Annotated in this window: 14 protein-coding genes; 3 read left to right on the top strand and 11 right to left on the bottom strand. The window is 69.7% G+C overall.

Translation table 11 applies throughout. The annotated features are described in order from the left end of the window. Nucleotides 1-33 precede the first annotated feature (33 nt). The 7 genes from KZC50_RS06255 to KZC50_RS06225 form a co-directional block, all read right to left on the bottom strand. Nucleotides 34-1,485 carry a mannitol dehydrogenase family protein gene (locus KZC50_RS06255; protein WP_310891030.1) on the bottom strand — a complete coding sequence of 484 codons (1,452 nt, stop codon included), beginning with the start codon at nucleotides 1,483-1,485 and terminating at the stop codon, nucleotides 34-36. Further along, nucleotides 1,482-2,885 carry a glucuronate isomerase gene (gene uxaC, locus KZC50_RS06250; RefSeq protein ID WP_310891029.1) on the bottom strand — a complete coding sequence of 468 codons (1,404 nt, stop codon included), beginning with the start codon at nucleotides 2,883-2,885 and terminating at the stop codon, nucleotides 1,482-1,484. The genes KZC50_RS06255 and uxaC overlap by 4 nt, the downstream gene beginning before the upstream one ends. A 28-nt stretch (nucleotides 2,886-2,913) precedes the next feature. Continuing rightward, nucleotides 2,914-4,719 carry a beta-glucuronidase gene (uidA, locus tag KZC50_RS06245; protein ID WP_310891028.1) on the bottom strand — a complete coding sequence of 602 codons (1,806 nt, stop codon included), beginning with the start codon at nucleotides 4,717-4,719 and terminating at the stop codon, nucleotides 2,914-2,916. A 41-nt stretch (nucleotides 4,720-4,760) separates the two neighbouring features. Then, entirely contained in the window at nucleotides 4,761-5,603 is an 843-nt protein-coding gene (locus KZC50_RS06240; RefSeq protein ID WP_310891027.1) for an ATP-binding cassette domain-containing protein, read from the bottom strand. Continuing rightward, nucleotides 5,603-7,489 carry a dipeptide/oligopeptide/nickel ABC transporter permease/ATP-binding protein gene (locus KZC50_RS06235; protein ID WP_310891026.1) on the bottom strand — a complete coding sequence of 629 codons (1,887 nt, stop codon included), beginning with the start codon at nucleotides 7,487-7,489 and terminating at the stop codon, nucleotides 5,603-5,605. Before KZC50_RS06235 ends, KZC50_RS06240 begins: the two co-directional genes overlap by 1 nt. Next, on the bottom strand, nucleotides 7,486-8,427 hold the full coding sequence (locus KZC50_RS06230; RefSeq protein ID WP_310891025.1) for an ABC transporter permease: 942 nt from the start codon (nucleotides 8,425-8,427) through the stop codon (nucleotides 7,486-7,488). The genes KZC50_RS06235 and KZC50_RS06230 overlap by 4 nt, the downstream gene beginning before the upstream one ends. Nucleotides 8,428-8,503: 76 nt before the next feature. Next, nucleotides 8,504-10,027: an ABC transporter substrate-binding protein gene (locus KZC50_RS06225; RefSeq protein WP_310891024.1), complete on the bottom strand. Its 1,524-nt coding sequence runs from the start codon at nucleotides 10,025-10,027 to the stop codon at nucleotides 8,504-8,506. 234 nt (nucleotides 10,028-10,261) lie between these two features. Between KZC50_RS06225 and KZC50_RS06220 the strand changes: the two genes are divergently transcribed. Together KZC50_RS06220 and budA are read left to right on the top strand one after the other, a co-directional pair. Continuing rightward, complete coding sequence (locus tag KZC50_RS06220; RefSeq protein WP_310891023.1) at nucleotides 10,262-11,239, top strand: LacI family DNA-binding transcriptional regulator; 978 nt, start codon at nucleotides 10,262-10,264, stop codon at nucleotides 11,237-11,239. Between the two features lie 26 nt (nucleotides 11,240-11,265). After that, nucleotides 11,266-11,982: an acetolactate decarboxylase gene (gene budA, locus KZC50_RS06215; RefSeq protein ID WP_310891022.1), complete on the top strand. Its 717-nt coding sequence runs from the start codon at nucleotides 11,266-11,268 to the stop codon at nucleotides 11,980-11,982. A gap of 109 nt (nucleotides 11,983-12,091) precedes the next feature. Here the strand turns inward: budA and KZC50_RS06210 are convergent, their stop codons facing one another. The 4 genes from KZC50_RS06210 to KZC50_RS06195 form a co-directional block, all read right to left on the bottom strand. Continuing rightward, complete coding sequence (locus KZC50_RS06210; RefSeq protein WP_301133937.1) at nucleotides 12,092-12,937, bottom strand: transglutaminase family protein; 846 nt, start codon at nucleotides 12,935-12,937, stop codon at nucleotides 12,092-12,094. Then, the gene (locus tag KZC50_RS06205) at nucleotides 12,934-13,872 is read right to left on the bottom strand and encodes an alpha-E domain-containing protein (protein WP_310891021.1); all 939 of its coding nucleotides are present in this window, start codon (nucleotides 13,870-13,872) and stop codon (nucleotides 12,934-12,936) included. The genes KZC50_RS06210 and KZC50_RS06205 overlap by 4 nt, the downstream gene beginning before the upstream one ends. Then, a complete protein-coding gene (locus KZC50_RS06200; RefSeq protein ID WP_053547060.1) occupies nucleotides 13,866-15,557 on the bottom strand; it encodes a circularly permuted type 2 ATP-grasp protein in 1,692 nt (563 codons plus the stop codon). The genes KZC50_RS06205 and KZC50_RS06200 overlap by 7 nt, the downstream gene beginning before the upstream one ends. Nucleotides 15,558-15,651: 94 nt before the next feature. Next, nucleotides 15,652-19,182, bottom strand: a complete 3,531-nt coding sequence (locus KZC50_RS06195) for a carbohydrate binding domain-containing protein (RefSeq protein ID WP_310891020.1) — start codon at nucleotides 19,180-19,182, stop codon at nucleotides 15,652-15,654. A 223-nt stretch (nucleotides 19,183-19,405) separates the two neighbouring features. Between KZC50_RS06195 and KZC50_RS06190 the strand changes: the two genes are divergently transcribed. Then, nucleotides 19,406-20,980: a molybdopterin-dependent oxidoreductase gene (locus tag KZC50_RS06190; RefSeq protein WP_310891019.1), complete on the top strand. Its 1,575-nt coding sequence runs from the start codon at nucleotides 19,406-19,408 to the stop codon at nucleotides 20,978-20,980. Nucleotides 20,981-21,015: the final 35 nt, after the last annotated feature.

Below are 21,015 nucleotides of genomic sequence, written 5' to 3'. Positions count from 1 at the left end.
GGAATGATCCTTTCTGTCGTGAGGAGGCCCGGATCACGCCGGGGTGGGGAGGGCGACGTACGCGTCGACCTCGGCGATGAGCGCGGCATCCGTGCGGAATGCGGGATCGAGGATGCCGAGGAGCGACGCGGTCACGTCCGAGGGAGGTGCGGCCAGAGCCGCATCGATGTGCGGCGCGAGAGTGTCGCTGTCGCGCCGCCCGGCGCGCAACGACCAGACCCACGCCGCGATCGGCCGCACGCATCCGGTTGGCAGTCGGCCGTCGGAGCGCGCGCGCACCAGCAGCGGCACGATGCGGTAGCGGAGCTTCGTCGTCGTCTCCGCCGCGATCTGGTCCAGGTGGTGGGCGATGCGGGCGTTCGAGAACCGCTCGACCAGCGCGTCTCGATAGGGCCCGATGGCGAGTTCGGGCGCGGCCAGTCGTTCTGCAGCGACATCCCAGTACTCCTCCACCCACGCCCGCACGCTCGGGTCGGCGATGGCGTCCGACACCGTGGTGTGACCGAGTCCGCGCGCGGTGATGGCGAGGACCGTGTGCGCGCCGTTGAGCATCCACAGCTTCCGCCGCTCGTAGGGCTCCACGTCCGCCACGATGCGCGCACCGGAGCGCTCCCACTCCGGACGGCCCGCGGGGAACTCGCCCGCGATGATCCATTCGGAGAACGGCTCGGTGACCACGAGCCCGCGATCGGTCACCCCGATCCGCTCTGAGAGGGAACGGATGTCGTCCTCCGTGGTGGCGGGTGTGATGCGGTCGACGACCGAGGACGCGAACGCGACATTCTCACGCACCCACCGGGCGAGCCCCGGCGAGACCGCCTCCGCGAGCACACCGACGGCACGGGCGACGACCGCGCCGTTCTGCGGCATGTTGTCGCACGGGAGGATCGTGACAGGTCCCGCCTCGGCGTCCCGCCGCGCCGCCAGTGCGAAGACCAGCCGCCCGAGGGCGGTCCGGAGCTGCGGCGCAGCATCGCCCGCGACGAATCCGGTCTGTGCGAGCGCGTCGAGATCTGCCGCGGTGTCGGGATCTTCCGGATCGAGATCGCCGCCCGCGCCGAGTCGATAGCCCGCTTCGGTGATGGTGAGGGTCACCACCGCCACCGCGGGCGAGCGCAGGAGCTCCGCGAGGCGGTGCACGTCGGCGCCGTCGTGCACCTCGGCGAGCGAGGAGACGAGATCGAGGCGATCGCCCTCGGGTCCGCGGGTCGCGATCGTGTAAAGACCGTCCTGCGCATCCAGCGTGCGCGCGGCAGACGGGCTCCGACCGGTGAAGGACGCGTAGCCCCACTCGCCGGCCTCGTCCGCGACAGCGGTGTGCCACAGCTGGTGGGATCGATGGAATGCCCCGAGCCCGAGATGAACGAGCCTCACCGGCGGGCGCGCCACCTGTTCACCCAGCACGTCCGCCGCGGTCTCGACGGACAGCAGGGGGCGATCCGTGCCGACGAGCAGCGGCGCCTCGGTGACCCTGATCGCGCTCACAGTTTGAACGCCCGCCGGGGGATGGCGTCCTGCAGGTCGACGATGATGCGTTCGGCCTCGGCCGACGAGACCCGCTCGTCCGCAATGAGACGCGCGAGGTACGCGGCATCCGTTCGGCGAGCCATGTCGTGTCGTGCGGGGATCGACAGGAATGCGCGCGTGTCGTCGATGAACCCCGAGCCGCGGTAGAACCCCGCGGTCTCGACCGTCGCCGCGCGGAACCGCGTCGCACTGTCGGGCGCGTCGAGGAACCACCAGGGTGCGCCGATGAACACCGACGGGTAGAAGCCGGCGAGCGGCGCGAGCTCCCGCGAGAAGGTGGTCTCGTCGACGGTGAAGAGGATGAGCTGGAACCCGGGCTCGGTACCGAAACGCTCGAGGAGCGGCCGCATCGGATCCACGAACGTGGTCGGCACCGGGATGTCGTGGCCGCGGTCGGCCCCGAAGGACGCCAATGTCGCGCTGTGATGGTTGCGACGCACGCCCGCGTGGACGGTCATGACGAGCCCGTCTTCCACCGACATCCGCGCGGACTCCGTCAGCATATGCGCGAGGAACAGCTCCGCCTCGCCCGCCTCGAGTGCCTGCGCCCGCGCACGATCGAACAGGCGCGACGCCTCGGCGTCGGAGAGGTCCGCCGTCTGCGCCGAGAGGACGCCGAAGTCGGCGGATGTCGCCCCGTGGGCGACGAAACGGTGCCGGTGGTGCTCCAGCGCACGGAGGTAGCCCGTGTACCCGTGATCACCCGTCGACGCCAGGAGGCGGTCGACACGTTCACCCCACCCCCGTGACGCGGGGTCGAGGTAGGCGTCGGGCCGGAACGTCGGTCGCACCTGCGTAGAGACCTGGTCGTCCTCCGCCAGCGCGACATGCGCGTCGAGGGGATCGAGGGGCGCGTCGGTCGTGGCGAGGACCGCGATACCGAACGCGTCGAGGAGCGCCTTCGGCCGCATCCGCTCCTGCTGCAACTCACCGCTGATGCGATCGAAGAGCTCGTCGGCGTCCGACTCGGCGGGGGTCTCGGCGATGGCGAACACATCGGCGAGCGTCGAACGCAACCAGTATCCGGATGCCGTTCCCGCGAAGAGATGCCACCGTTCGCAGAACACCCGCCACACGCGTCGAGCGTCCGCCTCGGAGAAGTCCGAAGCACCGATGCCGAGATCGTCGAGTGCGACGCCGTCGGCGTGGAGCAGGCGCGTCACGTAGTGGTCGTCGCGGACGAGCAGTGTCGCCGGGTCACGGAACGCGTCGTTGCTGGCGATCATCGCCGGGTCGACGTGGCCGTGCGGCGAGATGATCGGCGCAGACGCGACGAGTCCATAGAGCCGGTCGGCGGCGTCCCGCTCGGTCGCGTCGCGAGGGAGGAGTCGGCGCGAGAGCGCAGCGGTGGTGGTCACAGCTCGGTTCCTTCTGCTGGGGAGTCGTTCAGGACGTCGACGCGGTTTCGGAGCCCGCCTCGGCCGCCGCGGCGGCGGTCCATCGGGCACGCAGCTCGTGCGCGGCCGCCTTCGGACGGCGGTCGCGGGTGAAGACGCCCTTCTTGTTCCCGTCGACGCGGATGACGCCCTGCGATGTCTGGAAGTCGGCGAAATTCCACACCTGCTCGCCGATGACCGCGTCGATCCGGTCGAAGACCCGGTGGTAGGTCTGCAGCAGGGAGGTCTGGAACTCCTCGCTCCAGGCCTGCGTCGTCACCGCGTGGAGGCCCGCGAGCGTGTCTGCGCCGTACTCGGTGATGATGATCGGCTTGCCGAAGGTCGTCTGCCATCCGCGCAGCTCGGTCTCGAGGCGATGCTCGGCCATCACGAGGTCACCCGTCTCCATGTACCAGCCGTAGTAGCGGTTGAGGCAGATGACGTCGAAGAGGTCGGCCAGGCGGTCGTTGTGGAACTGACCGCGGTATTCGTTGGCGTAGGTGAGCGGACGGGTCGGGTCGAGCTCGCGGGCGAGTGCGACGAGCGGCTCGAAGTACTCGCGCGCACCGTCCTCCACCGACTCGGGTTCGTTGGTGATCGACCACATGACCACGGACGGATGGTTCTTGTCGCGCGCGATGAGTTCGCGGATCCCCTGCGCGTGCGCGGCCTGGGTGTTGTCGTTGAACATCGTCGGCGAGAACGACTTCTCGGTCACGCGGCCGTGGAAGCCGCCGCCGAGCCCGAGGTTGAGGCCCACCGCCGCCGTCTCGTCGATGACGACGATGCCGTGGCGATCGGCGTATTCGAGGAACTCCTCGGCGTAGGGGTAGTGCGACGTGCGGAACGAATTCGCCCCCATCCACTCCATGAGCGCGAAGTCGTGGACCATGATCGCGTTGTCGAAGCCGCGTCCGCGGATCGCGCTGTCTTCGTGCTTGCCGAAGCCCCGGAAGAAGAACGGCTCGCCGTTGATGAGGAACCTCGCACCCTCGACGCGCACCGAGCGGATGCCGACCGGCACCTCGTAGCGGTCCTGCAGCGCACCTCCGGCGACGAGGTCGACCTCCAGCGTGTAGAGGTAGCCGCGACCGGGCCGCCAGAGCTCGGCATCCGTCACCTCGATCCGACCCGCGTCGCCCTCGGCACGCGCGACCTCGACCCCGGCGGCGTCGCGCAGGCGCACGACGACCTGCGCAGCAGCGGATGCCTCGACCCGGTAATCGACGACGCCGGTCGCGCCCTCGACGTCGGTGGCGACCGTGACGTCGGTGACGTGCACCGTCGGCACGCTGTACAGACGCACCGAGCGCGCGAGGCCGGCGTAGTTGTAGAAGTCGTGGCGATAGGTCTGCTTGCGCCGGCCGAACTCGTCCGTGGTGATCGTCCCGGGCGGGATCGTCTCGTTGGTCAGCTCGTTGTTGACGCCGATCGTGATGCGGATCTCCGCACCCGCCTCCGCGAGATCGGTGATGTCGGCCTCGAACGGCGTGTAGCCGCCGATGTGGTGGGCGACGCGCCGGTCGCCCACGTAGACGACACCCTCGTGGGTCGCCGCGTCGACGCGGAGGATGACCCGCTCCCCGGACCAGCCGCGTGGCACCCGAACAGTCCGCTGGTACCAGACCCAGCCCACGTGATCGTGGATCTCCTGGTCGGCGAAGACGTCGTTGTAGCTCGCGGGAACCGGCGCCTCGCGGCGCGTGTCCAGGACGCTCCCCCACGGCTCGGGGCGGTCGGGGGTGTCCAGCGCGAACAGCCACAGGCCGTCGAGCAGGATCTGCTCGCGGGTGGAAGTCGAGATGGGCTTGAGCATGGGGTTCTCCTTCGGAGGGGACGTGCGAAAACGGATGACGATCAGGCGGCAGAGGTCTCGGCCGCGGCGAGCGCGTGGCGCTGTGCGCGCCGCTCGCGCTGTTGTTGCGGATCGGGGACCGGCGATGCCAAGAGGAGCCGCTGTGTGTACGGATGCCGAGGCTCACGCGTCACCTGCGCGGCCGAGCCGTGTTCGACGATGTCGCCGCGATACAGCACCGCGACCTCGTGGCTGACGTGATGGACGACGTCGAGATCGTGCGAGATGAACAGGTATGCCACACCGGTGTCGCGCTGGATCTCCAGCAGCAGGTCCAGAACCCTCGCCTGCGTCGTCAGATCGAGCGCGCTCACCGGCTCGTCGCAGACGATCAGACGCGGGTCGAGCGCGAGCGCGCGAGCGATGGCGACACGCTGCCGCTGTCCCCCCGAGAACTCGCTCGGCATCCGGTTGACGGAATCGGCGGGAAGTCCGACACGGTCCAGCAGGCCGGTGATTCGCCGCTGCGCGTCACCGCGAGAGACTCCGCGCGCACCGAGCGGCTCCGCGAGGATCGCGCCGATTTCCATGGCCGGGTTGAGGGAGGTGTACGGGTCCTGGAAGATCACCTGCAGGTCGCCGCTCATCCCTTGCCGAGCCCGTCGCCCGAGCTTCGAGATCTCGCGTTCGTCGAAGCGGATCGACCCCGAGGTGACGGGTGCGAGCCCGAGGATAGCTCGGCCGATGGTGGTCTTTCCCGACCCCGACTCTCCGACGAGACCGAGGGTCTTGCCCACCGGGACGCCGAGCGAGACCCCGTGGAGGACGCGATTGGGTTTCGCGCGGAACTTCTTCGGCTTGTACTCCACGACCAGATCGGTCACGTCGAGCAGGTTCTCCGACATCAGATGTCCTCTCGCAACATGGTCTGCGCAGCCGAGGACAGCGGGGCCTGCTCGTCCGCCTCCTCGAGCGCGATGTCCGCGGCATCCTCTCCGTGGGGGAGGTCGATCGCGGCGGTGTCGCCGCCGATGCCGAGCGGCATCAGGGGCTCCTTGCCGACGAGCATGCTGCCGAGGAGGGTCTGGGTGTACGGGTGCTGCGGGGAGCGGAGGATGGTGTCGACGTCGCCGGTCTCGACGATCTCTCCGCGCCGCATGACGGCCACCCGATCGGCGATGTCCGCGATCACGCCGATGTTGTGGGTCACCAGCAGCACTGCCACGCCGAGTTCACGCTGCATCGAGCGCAGCACATCCAGCACCTCGGCCTGGACGGTGACGTCGAGCGCCGTCGTCGGCTCGTCGGCGATGACGAGGTCCGGGTCGCAGCTCAGGGCGCCCGCGATGAGCACGCGCTGCGCCATTCCCCCCGAGATCTCGTGCGGGTAGGAGTCCATCACGCGTTCAGGGTCGACGATGCCGACGCGGCGCAGCAGATCGCGGGCGCGCTCACCGGCATCCGCCTTCGAGATCTTCAGCAGCTTCACCATCGGGCGCACCAGCTGGTGACCGATCGTGAAGGCCGGGTCGAGGTTCGACATCGGTTCCTGGGGGATGTAGGCGATCCGCTTCCCCCGGATCTGGCGATACCGCTCCGTGGCCACGACGCCGTCGCGGACGAGGTGGATGTCGTCGAAGCGGACGGACCCGCCGAGGATCTTGGCGGTTCGCGGCAGGAGACCGAGGATCGAGAACGCGGTCTGCGACTTCCCCGACCCCGACTCGCCCACGAGCCCGAGCACTTCCCCGGAGCGGATCGAGAGGGACACATCGCGCACCACCGGGGTGTACCCGCCGTCCTCGCCGGGGTAGCCGACGCTCAGCGAGGCGACCTCGAGCAGTCCGTCGGTGGTGTCGGCGGGCGTCGGGGGCGCCGCGGCGATGCGCGCCGCTTCCTCCCGCTTCGCCTCGCGGCTCGGGCGGGCTTCCCGTCGGTCCTCGAGCGCGTCACGGATCGCGTTGCCGAGGAGCACGAGGGTCCCGATCGTGATGCCGATCGCGAGCGCCGGCCACAGCAGGAGGAGCGGCTGGATGTAGATGTTGAGGAAACCGTCGCTGAGCATCTCACCCCACGACGCCTCCGCCGGGTCGCCGAGCCCGAGGAATTGCAGACCGCTCTGCACCGCGATGGCCACACCGCAGATGAGGGCGGTCTGGATGATGAGGGGCGCGCGGACGACAGAGAGGACGTGGCGCGAAATGATCCGGGCGTCGCTGAGTCCGACCACGCGCGCCGCATCGACGTAGAGCTCGTTGCGGACGGCCTGCACAGCGGTCCGGGTGAGGCGGAAGTAGCTCGGGCTCAGCAGGATGCCGAAGGCGATCATCGAGATCCACACGGATGGCCCCAGGGCCGCCCGTACTGAGAGCAGCACGATGATGCCGGGCAGGCTGATGAGCATGTTCGCGATCCAGCTGGAGACGCTGTCGAACGTCCCGCCGTAGTAGCCGGCGAGGAGCCCCGCAGGCAGCCCCAAGGCGATCGCGACGACGGCGCAGAGGAGCGCGGAGAGCAGCGTCAGCTGGGCGCCGTAGAGGAGCCGGCTCAGCACGTCCCGTCCGGCGCTGTCGGTGCCGAGAGGCGTGGTGCCGCCCGGGTCGGCGAGGGTGTTGCCGATGTCGGCGAATCCCGGGTCGAAAGGCGCGATCAGGGGTGCGGCCGCGGCGGCGAGGCAGATCAGGACGAGCGCGGAGAGCGAGATGATGCCGAGCGGGTTGCGGAAGAACCGTCGCACCTGACCGCGGGAGGCCCGCTTGGTGACCTGGGGGGTACGGATGACGCTGGTCATGACAGACGCACCTTCGGGTTCAGGGCCCCGTTAGCGAGGTCGACGAGCAGGTTGACGATGATGACGATGATCACCGTGAGGAGGACGACCCCCATGACGATGGGGATGTCGCCGACGATGGTGGCGTTCACCGCCATCGCGCCGAGACCGGGAATGGCGAAGACGCGCTCCAGGATCACGATGCCGCCCAGAAGACCGATGAACTGCAGGCTCAACACCGTGAGACCCGCGGGGGCGGCGCTGCGGAGAACGTGCTTGAAGACGATCTCCTTCTCCGCCAGGCCCCGGCTGCGTAGGGTGCGCACGTAGTCGCGCTCGAGCTCCTTGATGACGGCGCTTCGGAACTGCTGCGCGCTGGAGGTGACGTAGTTGAGGATGATCGCGATCGCGGGCAGAAGGAGAGAGGCGATCCAGACCTCCGGGCCCGCGCCGGGGCGGATCGTCGACACGGCCGGGAACCATCCGAGGTTCACCGCGAAGATGCTGACGAGGAAGATGGCGAGGACGAAGCCGGGGATCGCGTCGCCGATGACGGCGCCGACCTGCACGACCTGGTCGACCCACCCGCGTCGCACAGCCGCCAGGACGCCGAGAGCTGCGGCGATGATCGCGACGCAGATGATCGAGAAGATCATCAGGGTGAGTGTCACCGGCGCCCGGTTGAGCACGGCCTGGGTGACCGGCTCGGAGTTGAACCAGGAGGTTCCGAGGTCTCCGCGGACGGCGGCTCCCGCCCACGTGAGGAAGCGCACCGGCAGCGGCTGATCGAGTCCGAGCTCGGCTTCCTTTAGGGCGATCTGTTCGGCCGTGGCCTGCTCGCCCAGGATGTTGCGGGCGATGCTCTCGCTCGAGAAGAACAGGAGCGTGTAGGTGAGCATCGTGATCACCACGAGCAGGACGGCCCCCGACAGCAGTCGTCGGAGGGTGAAGGTGAGCATCAGCTGATCTTTCGGGGTCGGGATGCGGTGCGGCAGCACGGGGCTGCCGCACCGCATCGTCCGGAGGAGGGATCCCTCAGGAGGCGGGGGCGAAGTTGTAGATCGACGGGATCGCCTGCTGCACCTGCGCCTCGACGCTCAGCACCTCCGGGTCGTACACCGCGATCTGATCGATGCGGTACAGCGGCACGAACCAGGCGTTCTCGGTGACGTACTCGTTCACCGCCTGCGCGGCGGCCTCGCTGTCCTCACCACCGGCCTGGACCACGTCGAGGAGCTCCTGGGGCTCCGGCGACGTGGTGCCGAACGGGTTGAACGTCGCGGTCGGAGCGATGATCTGGTTGATCGCGACCCACGCCTCACCCTGGAAGAGGTTGAAGTTGAACGCCTGGAACTTCGACTGCACGGCGTCGGCGACGTAGTTCGGTGCCGCGACAGACTCCTGCACGACCGTGATCCCCACGTCGGCGAGCTGCTGCGACATGGCCGTGACCTGCGTGGCGAACCCGGAGATCACGGGAAGCGTGAGCTCGAAGCCGTCGGCGTAGCCGGCTTCGGCGAGCAGCTCGCGGGCGCGATCCGGGTCATAGGGGTAGTAGTCCTCGAGGTCCTCGAGGTAGGCGCCGCTCTCGGGGCCGAAGACCTGGCTGGTCGCGGTTCCGTATCCGAGCTGCAGCTCCTCGAGGAGCGTCTCCCGATCGATGGCGTAGTTCATCGCCTGGCGGACGCGCGGGTCGGCCAGCGCGGGGTTCAGTGCGCCTTCCCGATCGAAGATGGTCAGACCCGTCCAGTCGACCTGGTAATCGGGGATGATCTCGAGTCCGGTGTCGAGCGCCTGCTGTGCGGAGCGGGCATCCAGGGTGGTGTAATCCACCTGCCCGGAGACCGCTGCGTTCACGCGCGCCGACAGCTCGTCGAGGATGCGGAGCTCCACGCTGTCGAACTTCTGCAGCTCGGGGTTCCAGTAGTCCTCACGCGCCGTGAAGGTCGCCTGCGAGTCACGGGTCGAGTTGCCCGCGTCGAACTCGTAGGGACCGGTGCCGACCGGCGAGGTCTCCAGGGTGCCCGCCTCGATCGCCGCCGGGCTGGCCATGAGGCCCGCCGCCTGGCTGAGGTAGTACTCCATGGCGGGGTCGGGCTCGGCGAGGGTGATCTCCACGGTGTCCTCGTCGACGACGGTGGCGGACTCGAACTGCGTGAGCTGAACCGCCTGTCGACCGTTTCCGGCCTTGAAGCTCTCGAGGTTCGTCTTCACGGCGTCGGCGTCGAACGGCTCCCCGTCGGAGAACGTCACGTCGGTGCGGAGATCGAGGGTCAGCACGGTGCGGGTGTCGTCGTACTCCCACGCGGTGGCGAGCATCGGCGCGAGAGTGCCGTCCGGCTCGCGGAGGAGCAGGGTGTCGTAGACGATCTGGTACGGAAGGAGCTGGTGACCGACGTGCGCCTGAGCGGGGTCCCAGGATGTGACGTCACCGATCTGACCGATGCGCAGGGTGCCGCCGGACGCGGCTTCCCCATCGGAGGGTGCGGGGGTGGATCCGGCGCTGCAGCCGGAGAGGAGCAAGGCTCCGACAGCCAGCAGGCCGACAGCGGTCTTCATCGACTTCATCGTTCTTACCTTCGTTGCGTCATTGGATGGCGAAGGTGCAATCGCCACTCATCATGGAAACGGCGCCGGAACGAAGCGTCAACTGATTGCCAAATCTTGCCATTGCTCCGACGGATGCCGCTCATCAGCGGACAGGGCGAATTCGCCTCACCGCTATCACCGGGCGTCTATCGCCGCCATGATCGTGTATGTTCTTGCCACATCTTGCCATCGACGAAGGACTTCATGGACCGCGTGACCGCCCAGGACGTCGCCCGCCGCGCGGGCGTCGCGGCGTCGACGGTGTCGCGCGCCCTGAACCAGCCCGGGCGCATCAACGAACAGACTCGAGAACGGATCCTCGCCGCCGCCCGCGAGCTCGGGTACGGCGCGCCCGCTCGCCGATCAGAGCGACGCGGCCTCGTCGCTCTCCTCGTGCCGGATGTGACCAACCCGTTCTACTTCGACATCATCCGGTCGACCCAGGAGCAGCTGCGTACCGCCGGTTACATGCAGCTCCTGATCGATACCGGCGAATCCGGGCGCACCGAGGCCGAGGTGCTCGCTCAGCTCGAGGGCGTCGTTGACGGCGCGATCCTCTCCGCCACGCGGCTCGACTCCGACGCGCTGCGGGACGCCGCGACGCGCCTTCCCTTGGCGGTCATCAACCGCCGCCACGAGCACATCCCGAGCGTGCTGATCGACATCCGTGTCGGACTGATTCAGGCCATCGAACACTTGCGCGCGCTGGGGCACCGTCGGATCGCGTTCGTCTCCGGGCCCCCGGAATCCTGGCAGAACCGGTGGCGGTGGAAGGAGTTCGAGGAGCAGGTGACCGGGCAGGGTCTCGAACCCGTCCTGGTCGGTCCCTACCCGCCCAACCTGACCGGCGGGGCGGCCGCCGCGGATGCCCTGCTCGTGACCGGCGCCACGGCGTGCCTGACGTTCAACGACCTCCTCGCGATCGGCATCCTGCAGCGCCTTCGACGGAAGGGCGTGTCCGTCCCGGACGACCTCAGCGTCGTCGGCTGCGACGACATCTTCGGTTCCGCCTTCTGCGACCCGCCGCTCACGACGATCGCGGGCGACGTCCAACAGGCGGGGCGCATCGCCGCCACTCGCCTGCTCGGGGTTCTGAACCACACGGTGACCGAGGGCCTCGCGACCTCGCTCGTCCCCACCCACCTCCTGGTCCGCGAGTCCACCGGCCCCGCCGCCCGCTGACCCCGGGCGGGGGCTACGGTCAGGGGATGGAGACCGCGCGGCACACCTTCCACCAGACGAGCGTCATCGCCGCGCTGCTCGACGGCGTCCTCGACGGCGACACGACGGTCGGCACCCTTCGCGAGCGCGGCGACTTCGGGCTCGGCACCTTCGACGCGCTCGACGGTGAGATGGTGCTGCTCGACGGCACGTGCTTCCGCCTCCGCGAGGACGGCTCCGCGGAAGAGGCGACGGATGCCGCACGCACGCCGTTCGCGGTCGTGACCCGTTTCGTCGCCCATCGTGAACTCGAGGTCACCGCGCCGACGACGCGGGCGGAGCTCACCGCGAGGATCGACGCGACGCTCGGCTCGACGAACTACCTCTACGCGGTGCGCGTGGACGGCGTCTTCTCCCGCGTGCGCGTCCGGGCGGTCGCGGCGCAGGAGCACCCCTATCCGCGCCTGGACGAGGTCACCGAGCACGAGAGCATCGCGGAGTTCGCCGATGTCGAGGGCACGGTGGTGGGGTTCCGCACTCCCGCATTCGAGCGCGGCGTCTCGGTCCCCGGGTACCACGCGCACTTCCTGGGCGCCGATCGCACCGGCGGCGGGCACATCCAGGACTACGTCCTCGACCGCGGGCGCGTCGCGGTCTGCATCGGAACCGACCTGCACCTCGAGCTCCCCCGCACCGCCGCGTTCGCCGGCGCCGACCTCGACCCCGACGACCTCGACTCCCGCGTCACCGCCGCCGAGTCCTGACCCCCACCTCTCACTGACGCCGAGACTGCATCCTCCGGTCGAGACTGCACGCGCCGCACGCAGTTTCGACCGGAGGATGCAGTCTCGCGGCCACGGAGGGGGGCGGGGCTCAGGCCTCGCGGGTGATCGTGACCTTCACGTGCAGCTGGCTCTTGAACGGGCCGGCGTAGACGCCGCGGAGCGGCGGGACGTCGTTGTAGTCGCGACCGCGACCGACGAGCACGTGGCGGTCGCCGATCTCGATGTTGTTCGTGGGATCGAACCCCTGCCACTCCCCCGCGAACCACTCGACCCAGGCGTGGGACTCGCCTGTGACCGCGACGCCGACCTCGGCATCCGGTCGGGGGTGGAGGTAGCCCGAGACGTACCGCGCCGGGATGCCGACCTCGCGGAGCGCGCCGAGGGTGATGTGCGCGATGTCCTGACAGACGCCCTTGCGCGCGGTCCAGGCCTCACCCGCCGTGGAGTGGACCTCGGTCACGCCGTGGACGTACTCCACCGCGTCGCCGATCGCGACGGCGATCGCGTGCGCCGCCTCGCTCGGACGCGAATGCTGCGCGGCGATGCCGCGGGCGAGCTCGGCCACCTCGGGGTGCGGAAGGGTACGCGCGGTCTGGCTCATCTGCTCGACGGTCTCGATCGAGCGCGACGCCTCCTGTGCCAGGTCGTGCCACGTCAGATCGGCGTGCTCGAGGGGCCGCGGGCGCACCTCGACCAACGAGCGTGCCGTGATCGACAGGGACGAGTGCGGCGAGAGCACGTCGAAAGACGCCACGCGTGTGCCGAAGTAGTCGACGTACTGGTTGACCGAGGCCTGCGGCTCGATGTCGAGCGAGGAGTTCAGCACGAACTGGCTGTCGGTCGAGTTCGGCAGCATCCGCGCCTCGTTGTACGACGCCGAGACGTCGCCGGGGTAGGAGAACCCGGTCTGGTGCTCGATGCGCAGTCTCTTCATGAGATCTCTCCGATCCAGCTGGGCTCGGCTTGCGTGGGGAAGAACCGCGACCGGATCGCTTCGGATGCCTCGCGCGTGACCTTCTGGACCCGACGCATGTGCTGCGGGAGCTCGCCCAGGATCTCGGAGATCGGGCGGTACTCGAGATCGTTGCGGATCTGCCCCAGAGCCCGCAGGACGGTGTTGGAATGGCCGACACGATCGGCGCGGGGGTCGATGGCGCTCATGCACTGCTCCGCGTGCTGGATGGAGAAGATGATCGAGCGCGGGAACAGGCGGTCCAACAGCAGGAACTCCGCGGCGTTGCGTGCGCTCGGCACGCCCCGGTACGTGCGGAGGTACGCCTCGTACGCCCCGCAGGAGCGCAGGATCGTCGTCCACGAGGGACCGGACACCTGCGTGAGGGACCGCGTGGCGAGCAGACGCGCGGTCATGTCGGCGCGCTCGATGCTCCGGCCCAGGGTGAAGAACTGCCACGCCTCGTCGCGGCTCGTGGAGGAGTCCACGACGCCGACGGCCAGCGCCGTCCGCTCGCGCACCCACTGGAAGAAGTCGTGCACCTTGTCGGGGTGCAGCCGCCGCGGCATCCGGGCACTGGTGGTGTTGAGCGTCTCCCAGAGTTCCGTCGACACGATCTCGCGAGCACGACGCGCGTTCTCGCGGGCGGCGGAGAGGGCGTAGGCGATGCTCGCGGGGTTGGAGCGATCCACGGCGAGGTGCTGAAGGACGTCTTCGCGACGGACGGGGACGGACGCGTCGGGGGCGAGTGCGGAGGACCCCATGACGCTCAGGAGCGAGCGGCAGGCGGTGTCCTCGTCCATCCACGGGTCCTCGAGCAGCAGCTGCAGGTGGACGTCGAGGATGCGCGCGGTGCCGTCGGCGCGCTCGATGTACCGCCCGATCCAGAACAACGACTCGGCGATGCGACTCAGCATGCGTCGTCACCCCCCGTCGCATCCTGCGTCGACTGCTGTTGCTGCTGCTCCTGCTGCTCGGTGCGCGATCGAGGTCGATCCTGCGGTGAATGGGTGGGGGCGGGTTGGCCGTCGTAGATGATCGGGATGGCCGCGGTCACCGCCGCCTGGTCGGCGACGAGTCCCGAGACCCCGTTCCCCTGCCCGTACTCGACGTGCGAGGGAGCCGAACCGCCGACGATCCACGTGTCCTTCGAGCCGCCGCCCTGGCTGGAGTTGACCACCAGCTGGTTCTCGGGGAGGGCAACGCGGGTGAGGCCGCCGGGGAGCACCCAGATGTCGTCGCCGTCGTTGACCGCGAAGGGGCGGAGGTCGGCGTGCCGGGGGCGCATGCCGTCCTCGACCAGGGTCGGGATCGTCGACAGCATCACGACGGGCTGCGCGATCCATCCGCGGGGGTCGGCGAGGAGACGCTTGCGGAGGCTCTCGAGTTCCGCGGGCGACGCGTCGGGTCCGACCACGAGCCCCTTGCCGCCCGAGCCGTCGACGGGCTTCACGACGAGTTCGTCCAGCCGGTCGAGGACCTCCTCGAGCGCGTTCGGATCTTCCAGGCGCCATGTGTCGACGTTCTTCAGGATCGGCTCCTCGGCGAGGTAGTACCGGATCAGGTCGGGCACATAGGTGTAGAGGAGCTTGTCGTCGGCGACGCCGTTGCCGACCGCGTTGGCGATCGTGACGTTGCCCAGGCGCGCGGCGAGGAGGAGCCCCGGTGCCCCGAGCATCGAGTCCGCGCGGAACTGCAGCGGATCGAGGAAGTCGTCGTCGACCCGGCGGTAGATCACGTCCACCCGCTTCGGTCCGCGCGTCGTGCGCATGAAGACCTTGCCGCCGACGCACAGCAGGTCGCGTCCCTCGACCAGTTCCACGCCCATGAGGCGGGCGAGGAGGGTGTGCTCGAAGTACGCCGAGTTGTAGACGCCAGGGGTGAGCACGACGACGTTGGGGTCCTCGATGCCTCCGGGAGCCGAGGCCCGGAGCGCCGCCAGGAGCTTGTTCGGGTAGTCGCCGACGGGACGCACCCGCATCGACACGAACAGCTCCGGGAGGGTCTGGGCCATGACCCGCCGGTTCGAGATGACATAGGAGACACCCGACGGCACCCGCACGTTGTCTTCGAGGACGCGCATCTCGCCGTGCTCGTCGCGGATCAGATCGATCCCGGAAACCTGGATGCGCACTCCGTTGGCCGAGTGGATGCCGGCGGCCTGCCGGTAGAAGTACTGCGATGAGGCGATGAGGCCTGCGGGCAGGATGCCGTCGCGGACGCAGTGCTGGTGACCGTAGGCGTCGTCGAGGAACGCCTCGAGCGCCTTGACGCGCTGCTTGACGCCGGCTTCGACGCGCGACCACTCCTCGTAGGCGATGATCCGCGGAACCGCGTCGAGGGGGAACGGACGCTCCTCGCCTGCGAAGTCGAACGTCACGCCCTGCGCGAGGTAGGAGCTCGCGAGCGAGTCGGTGCGGCCGCGCAGCTCTTCCTGCGTCATCTGCGCGAGCGCCTGGTAGAGCTCGCGATACGCCTCTCGCGAGGGGGCGGGAGCGCCGGGATGATCGGGGCTGCCGAACATCTCATCGAACGCGGGGACCCCCGAGGGGGTCTTGCGGGGCGCCACCGTGGAGCCGTAGCCGTCGAACAGATCACCCATGCGAAGACTCTAGTCCGGGGGGTGTTACCGGAGTGTGTCGACCTGCCGGTCGGGGCACCGGTGCGCGGGATGTGCGTACCGGTGCCCCGACGGGTCAGGCGCGTCCGACCTTCCGGCGGACCAGGACCGCTCCGAGGAGGAGGAGCAGTGCCGCGATCATCGCACCGACCAGGCCGTTCCCGCCGCCGGTGACCGCGAGGTCACCGGAGCCCGTGCCGGAACCGGTGCCCGTGCCCGTGCCCGTGCCCGTGCCCGGAGTCGAGCCGGAGCCGGTTCCGGGGGTGGACCCGTCACCGTCACCGTCGCCCGGACCACCGTCACCGTCACCGTCGCCGGGTCCGGGGGTCGGGTCCGAGATCTCGGCGAGCGTCTGCACGCGGTCCACGCTCACCGCACCGTCCGCGGCGGCGAACGGAGCGGCGTCGGCCGCGGCATCCGTTCCCTCGACGAGGATCTCGTAGCCGGTCACGGCCGTGCGGCCGAACCCGTCGTCCGCCGCACCGTCGGGCTGCTCGGCCGCGCGGTCGAACGCCTCGAACGGCAGCTCCACGAAGCGCCATCCGGCCTCGTCGTCGACGAAGGTCGTCTCGAAGCGCTCGGCGGTGTCGGGTCCCTGGAACACCCGGATGTAGTCGACCTTCAGCTCCTGCGGGAAGGTCAGCGTGTCGGCGAGCGGGCCGCCGAAGTTGCCGCCCACGGCCATGTTCATGATCAGGAAGAACGGGTGCTCGTACACCCAGTCGCTCGGGGCGACGTCCTCGGGCGTGGCGGTGTGGAAGAGGATCTCCTCGCCGCCGTCCCGCTGGACGTACCAGCGGATCTCGCCCTCTTCCCACTCCACCGAGAACGTCAGCCACTGGCCGCCGAGGTTCTCACCGAAGTCGTACGTGTTGCCGTACGCCTGACCGCCGGAGTAGCCCGGCCCGTGGATGGTGCCGAAGATCTCCTCGGGCAGCTTCCCGACGAACTCCATGATGTCGATCTCGCCGGTGCGCGGCCAGCCGACCTCGCGGAAGTCGTTGCCGAGCGACCAGATCGCCGGCCAGATCCCCGCTTCGCCGTCGGGCATCTGCGCCCGCGCCTCGATACGCCCGTGCTTGACCTCGAGCTTGTCCTCGGTGACCAGACGCGCGGAGGTGTATTCGCAGTCGCCGTACCAGCACTCAAGGCCCGCCGCGGCCGGATCCTCGACCGCGCGGGTCGTGATCACCATGTTGCCCTCGCCGTCGTGCGCGGCGTTGTCGGTCGAGTCGGTGTAGTACTGCAACTCGTCGTTGCCCCAGCCCCAGCCCCCGGTCTCGTAGGTCCAGTAGCGCGGATCCGCGGGAGTGCCCGCTGCGGCGTCGAACTCGTCCGACCAGCGCAGCTCCCAGTCCTCGGAGGCCGCCGCCACGGGCTCGCCATCCTGCACGCGCACCGTCACCTCGCCGCCGTCGCCCTGGCCCTGGAACCAGAAGCCCAGACCCGCCTGGTCGCTCATGTCGCGCGGTTCGGGGAACGTCCGGCCGAAGCCGCCCGTGCCGTCGCCGCCGACCGTGACGTCGAGGACGTTGTCCCATCGGTCCTGGTCCGCGTAGGCGTCGGCATCCGTCTCGGCGATCTCCCGCGTCGACAGGGTGGCGGCGCCGACGGGGTCGAGCCCCGCGGTGCCCTTCTCGAAGTCGTCGATGATGCCCGGGATCGCCGGGTCGGCGTCGACGATGCTGACGCGCGCGAGGGCGAGGGGGTTGAGCTCCGCACCGACCGGGTTCGACAGGCGCACGAGGAAGGTCTCGTCGACCTCCGCCTTGCCGTCGGCGATCGTCGGCACCGTGATGGTGGCGTCGCGCTCGCCGGCGGGGATCGTGACGGTTCCCGAGGTGGTGACGTAGTCGCGGTCGGCGGTGGCCGACGGGTCCTCGGTCGAGGTCCGGTCGGTCGCCTCCTCCGTGGTGAAGTCGACCGTGACGTCGGCGTCCGCTGCCCGCGTCAGGCGCACGGTGACCTCGGCGTCCTCGCCCTCCGCGACGGTGAAGATCGCCCGCGCGGTGTTGATGACGACCGGACGGTTCGCGTCCGAAGCCCCCACGAGGGTGATGTCGTCGATGGCGATGTCGGCGGTGACGGCCGGGGAGGTCTGCTCCACGCCGATGCCGAACCCGTGCATCTCCGTCAGGGTCAGGCCGTCATCCGGTGCACCGTTGCCGATGTTCTTCCGCGTGAAGTCCGCGAACGGCAGCTCCACGAACCGCCACCCCGACCAGTCGTCGACGAAGCGCACCGAGAACCGCTCGGCGTCATCGACCGTCGAGTCCGGGTTCCGGTTGTCCAGCAGGTCCACGAACATCGGCGCACCCGAGTTGCTGCCCCGCATCCAGAAGCCCACCCCGCGGGCATCGCTCCAGTCCTGCGTCTGCCACGACGAGCCGTCCTCGGTGAACGTGTCGATCACCACAGCCCACGACGCCGTGTTCATGCTCAGCGCCAGCACATCGTTATCGGATCCAGCACCCGGACGACCGGCATCCACCGACCGCTCGAACGTCGGAACGTTCCCCGCACCCTGCGCCGAGAACCACCCCAACGGCGGCACCGCCGCAGGATCCCCCAACACCAACTCCGCCTCGAAATCCTCCACGACGTCGGTCAGGAGGGACAGCTCACCCGCGGCGACCTCGTCGTCGTCGCGGATGAGGATCTCGGCGCGTGAGGCTCCGAGCGTGGCGCCGGAGGCGTCACTGAGCACGACCGCGAACGAGCGGTTGCCCTCGGCGACGTCGTCGCCGGTCGTCGGAATGGTGATCTGCGCGTCCTGCTCGCCGGCGGCGAGCGTGAGCGTCTCGGTGACGGCGGTGTAGTCCGTCCCGGCGACGGCCGAGCCGTCCTCGGTGGACACCGACACGGTCACCTCCGACGCGGATGCCGCGGACAGGCGCACCGGGATGACGGCGTCCTCGCCCTCGGTGACGCTGAGGGAGGTGGTCGTCACGCCGATGCTCGGGGCGACGTCGGCCCCGGCGTAGAGGGAGACCTCGTCGAGCTTGATCGTCGCCTTGCCGCTGACGGCGGGGAAGAGGAGGCCGCGGACGAAGTCGAGGTCGAGCGTCCCGTCGGCGGGGGCGCCGGAGTCCTGGTAGTCGGTGCCGTACGAGAACGCCGAGAAGGGCAGCTGCACGAGGCGCCACCCGGCCGCACCGAGCGGAACGTCGACGTCCCAGCGGTCGTGGACGGCGGAGGAGCCGCTGACGGCGTCGAGGATCTCGACCTGGATGGTCGCGTCCGCGCCGTCGCTGTGCATCCAGAACTGCACGCCGTCGTAGGCGCTCCAGTCCTGTGCCGGAGCCCCGCCGGTGAACTCGTACCCGACGCCGCCGAAGAACGGGTCGGCCGTCAGATCGAAGCCGTAGGAGAGCACGCGCTCATTGGGCTCGGTGTCCGACCACGATCCGGTCCCGGCCTCCGCCACGGGCTGGATGCCGGCGCCGGCAGCGCCCCATTGGATGTGGGTCGAGTCGCCCGTCTCGTAGTCGTACAGGGTCGTGACGGTCCCCTCGGCCGCCGTCGCGGCAGTCGGCACGAGGCCGGCTCCCAAGAGTGAGGCGAGTGCAGCTGCGGCGACCGCGCGCAGCCCGATGATCCTTCGCATCGATTCAGACATCCTCGTCGTGTTCGGTGGCCCCGTGCGGCATCGCAGCGTGGGAGCGTTCTCAGAGAGCGCTCCCACGCACCCTAGGCGGGCGTCATCCGACGTGTCAATGTGTCCGCTCACACTGCCGTGCGCGTTCCCCGAGGTGTCAGGGATGTCGCGCAGACCTTATGGATCTGTGACGTCCGCCCCGCGCCCGCGGGCTCGGACGTACGCTGAATCCGTGCCCGAATCCGCCCCGTCGCGCCGAGTCCCGCGCCCCCTCGCCGCCCTCGCCGGCGTGGCGTCCGTGGTGCTCGGCGCGGGCATCGGGGAGGCCGTGGCGGCGCTCGTGGCCCCGGCATCCAGCCCCTTCGCCGCGATCGGCGGCGGGCTCATCGACGCCGCACCGGCATGGGCGAAGGATGCCGCGATCGCCCTGTTCGGCACCGGCGACAAGGTGGCCCTCCTCGTCGGCATCGCCGTCGTGCTCCTCGCCGTCGCCGCCGTCGCCGGTCTGCTCGAGGTGGCACGCCCGCCGTGGGGCCGCGTGATCTTCGCAGCGGTCGGGGTCGCGGGCGCGATCGTGGCTGCCACGCGGCCGGATGCGGGGCTCCTGGCCTGGATACCGTCGGTGATCGCCGCCGCGGTGTCGGCGGGCGCGCTGTGGTTCCTCACAGGGCGCCTCCGGCCCGCGGAGACCCCGGGCGCTTCCGACGAGGACACCTCCCCCGGTCCGTCGCCCGCGCCGGACCGCCGCACGTTCCTCGCGTACAGCGGTGGGGCGGTGACCATCGGCATCCTGGCGGCCTTCGTGGGCGCCATCCGCACCTCCGGCACGGTCGCCGTGGACGCGATCCGCTCGGCGCTGCGCCTTCCCACCCCCGCCGTGACGGCGCCCCCGATCCCCGCGGGAGCCGAGCTCGACCTCCCTGGCCTCGCTCGCGTCATCACCCCGAATGACGCGTTCTACCGGATCGACACCGCCCTCGTCGTCCCCGAGATCGATCCGGCCGACTGGAGTCTCCGCATCCACGGCATGGTCGCGCGCGAGATCACGCTGACCTGGGACGAGCTGCTCGCCCTCCCCCTCCGCGAGAGCGTCACGACCCTCGCCTGCGTGTCGAACCCGGTCGGCGGCGACCTCATCGGAAACGCCCGATGGCTCGGCTACCCGATCCGCGAGCTGCTCGCCCGCGCGGAACCGTCGGCGGATGCCGACATGGTGCTCTCGTGGTCGATCGACGGTTTCAGCGCGTCGACCCCGATCGAAGCTCTCACCGACGAGCGCGAGTCGATCCTCGCGGTGGGGATGAACGGCGAGCCGCTCCCCGTCGAGCACGGCTTCCCGGTGCGGATGGTCGTGCCCGGCCTCTACGGCTACGTGTCGGCGACGAAGTGGGTCACCGAACTCGAGGTGACGCGATTCGACCGGAAGCAGGCCTACTGGTCGACCCGCGGGTGGTCGGAGCGCGGGCCGATCAAGCTGCAGTCGCGCATCGACGTGCCGCGCCGCGAGCAGGGCCTCCGCGCGGGCGACACGGTCATCGCCGGGATGGCGTGGCAGCAGCACGTCGGCATCGCAGGCGTCCAGGTGCAGATCGACGACGGCCCCTGGCAGGACGCGGCCCTCGCGGCCGCGATCTCCGACGACACCTGGGTGCAGTGGAGCTTCCCGTGGACCGCCGATCCCGGCGACCACCTCATCCGCTGCCGCGCCGTGAGCGTCACGGGCGATGTGCAGACCGCCGACCGCGCCGCCGTCGCCCCCGACGGCGCGACCGGGTACCACGAGCGTTTCGTCCAGGTCTTCACCTGACCCGCCGGCGCCGTCATCCGCCGCGCGGTGTCGGG

The sequence above is a fragment of the Microbacterium aurantiacum genome, from assembly GCF_031625015.1.
In the GTDB taxonomy this organism is placed as follows: Bacteria; Actinomycetota; Actinomycetes; order Actinomycetales; family Microbacteriaceae; genus Microbacterium; species Microbacterium aurantiacum.
This window is presented reverse-complemented; position numbering and strand designations above follow the sequence as displayed.

Bases quoted from the DNA above. Each gene is read 5' to 3' on its own strand.
- uidA (WP_310891028.1), bottom strand. From the start codon at position 4,719: ATGCTCAAGCCCATCTCGACTTCCACCCGCGAGCAGATCCTGCTCGAC.
- KZC50_RS06240 (WP_310891027.1), bottom strand. From the start codon at position 5,603: ATGTCGGAGAACCTGCTCGACGTGACCGATCTGGTCGTGGAGTACAAG.
- KZC50_RS06235 (WP_310891026.1), bottom strand. From the start codon at position 7,489: ATGACCAGCGTCATCCGTACCCCCCAGGTCACCAAGCGGGCCTCCCGC.
- KZC50_RS06230 (WP_310891025.1), bottom strand. From the start codon at position 8,427: ATGCTCACCTTCACCCTCCGACGACTGCTGTCGGGGGCCGTCCTGCTC.
- KZC50_RS06225 (WP_310891024.1), bottom strand. From the start codon at position 10,027: ATGAAGACCGCTGTCGGCCTGCTGGCTGTCGGAGCCTTGCTCCTCTCC.
- KZC50_RS06220 (WP_310891023.1), top strand. From the start codon at position 10,262: ATGGACCGCGTGACCGCCCAGGACGTCGCCCGCCGCGCGGGCGTCGCG.
- budA (WP_310891022.1), top strand. From the start codon at position 11,266: ATGGAGACCGCGCGGCACACCTTCCACCAGACGAGCGTCATCGCCGCG.
- KZC50_RS06210 (WP_301133937.1), bottom strand. From the start codon at position 12,937: ATGAAGAGACTGCGCATCGAGCACCAGACCGGGTTCTCCTACCCCGGC.
- KZC50_RS06205 (WP_310891021.1), bottom strand. From the start codon at position 13,872: ATGCTGAGTCGCATCGCCGAGTCGTTGTTCTGGATCGGGCGGTACATC.
- KZC50_RS06200 (WP_053547060.1), bottom strand. From the start codon at position 15,557: ATGGGTGATCTGTTCGACGGCTACGGCTCCACGGTGGCGCCCCGCAAG.
- KZC50_RS06195 (WP_310891020.1), bottom strand. From the start codon at position 19,182: ATGCGAAGGATCATCGGGCTGCGCGCGGTCGCCGCAGCTGCACTCGCC.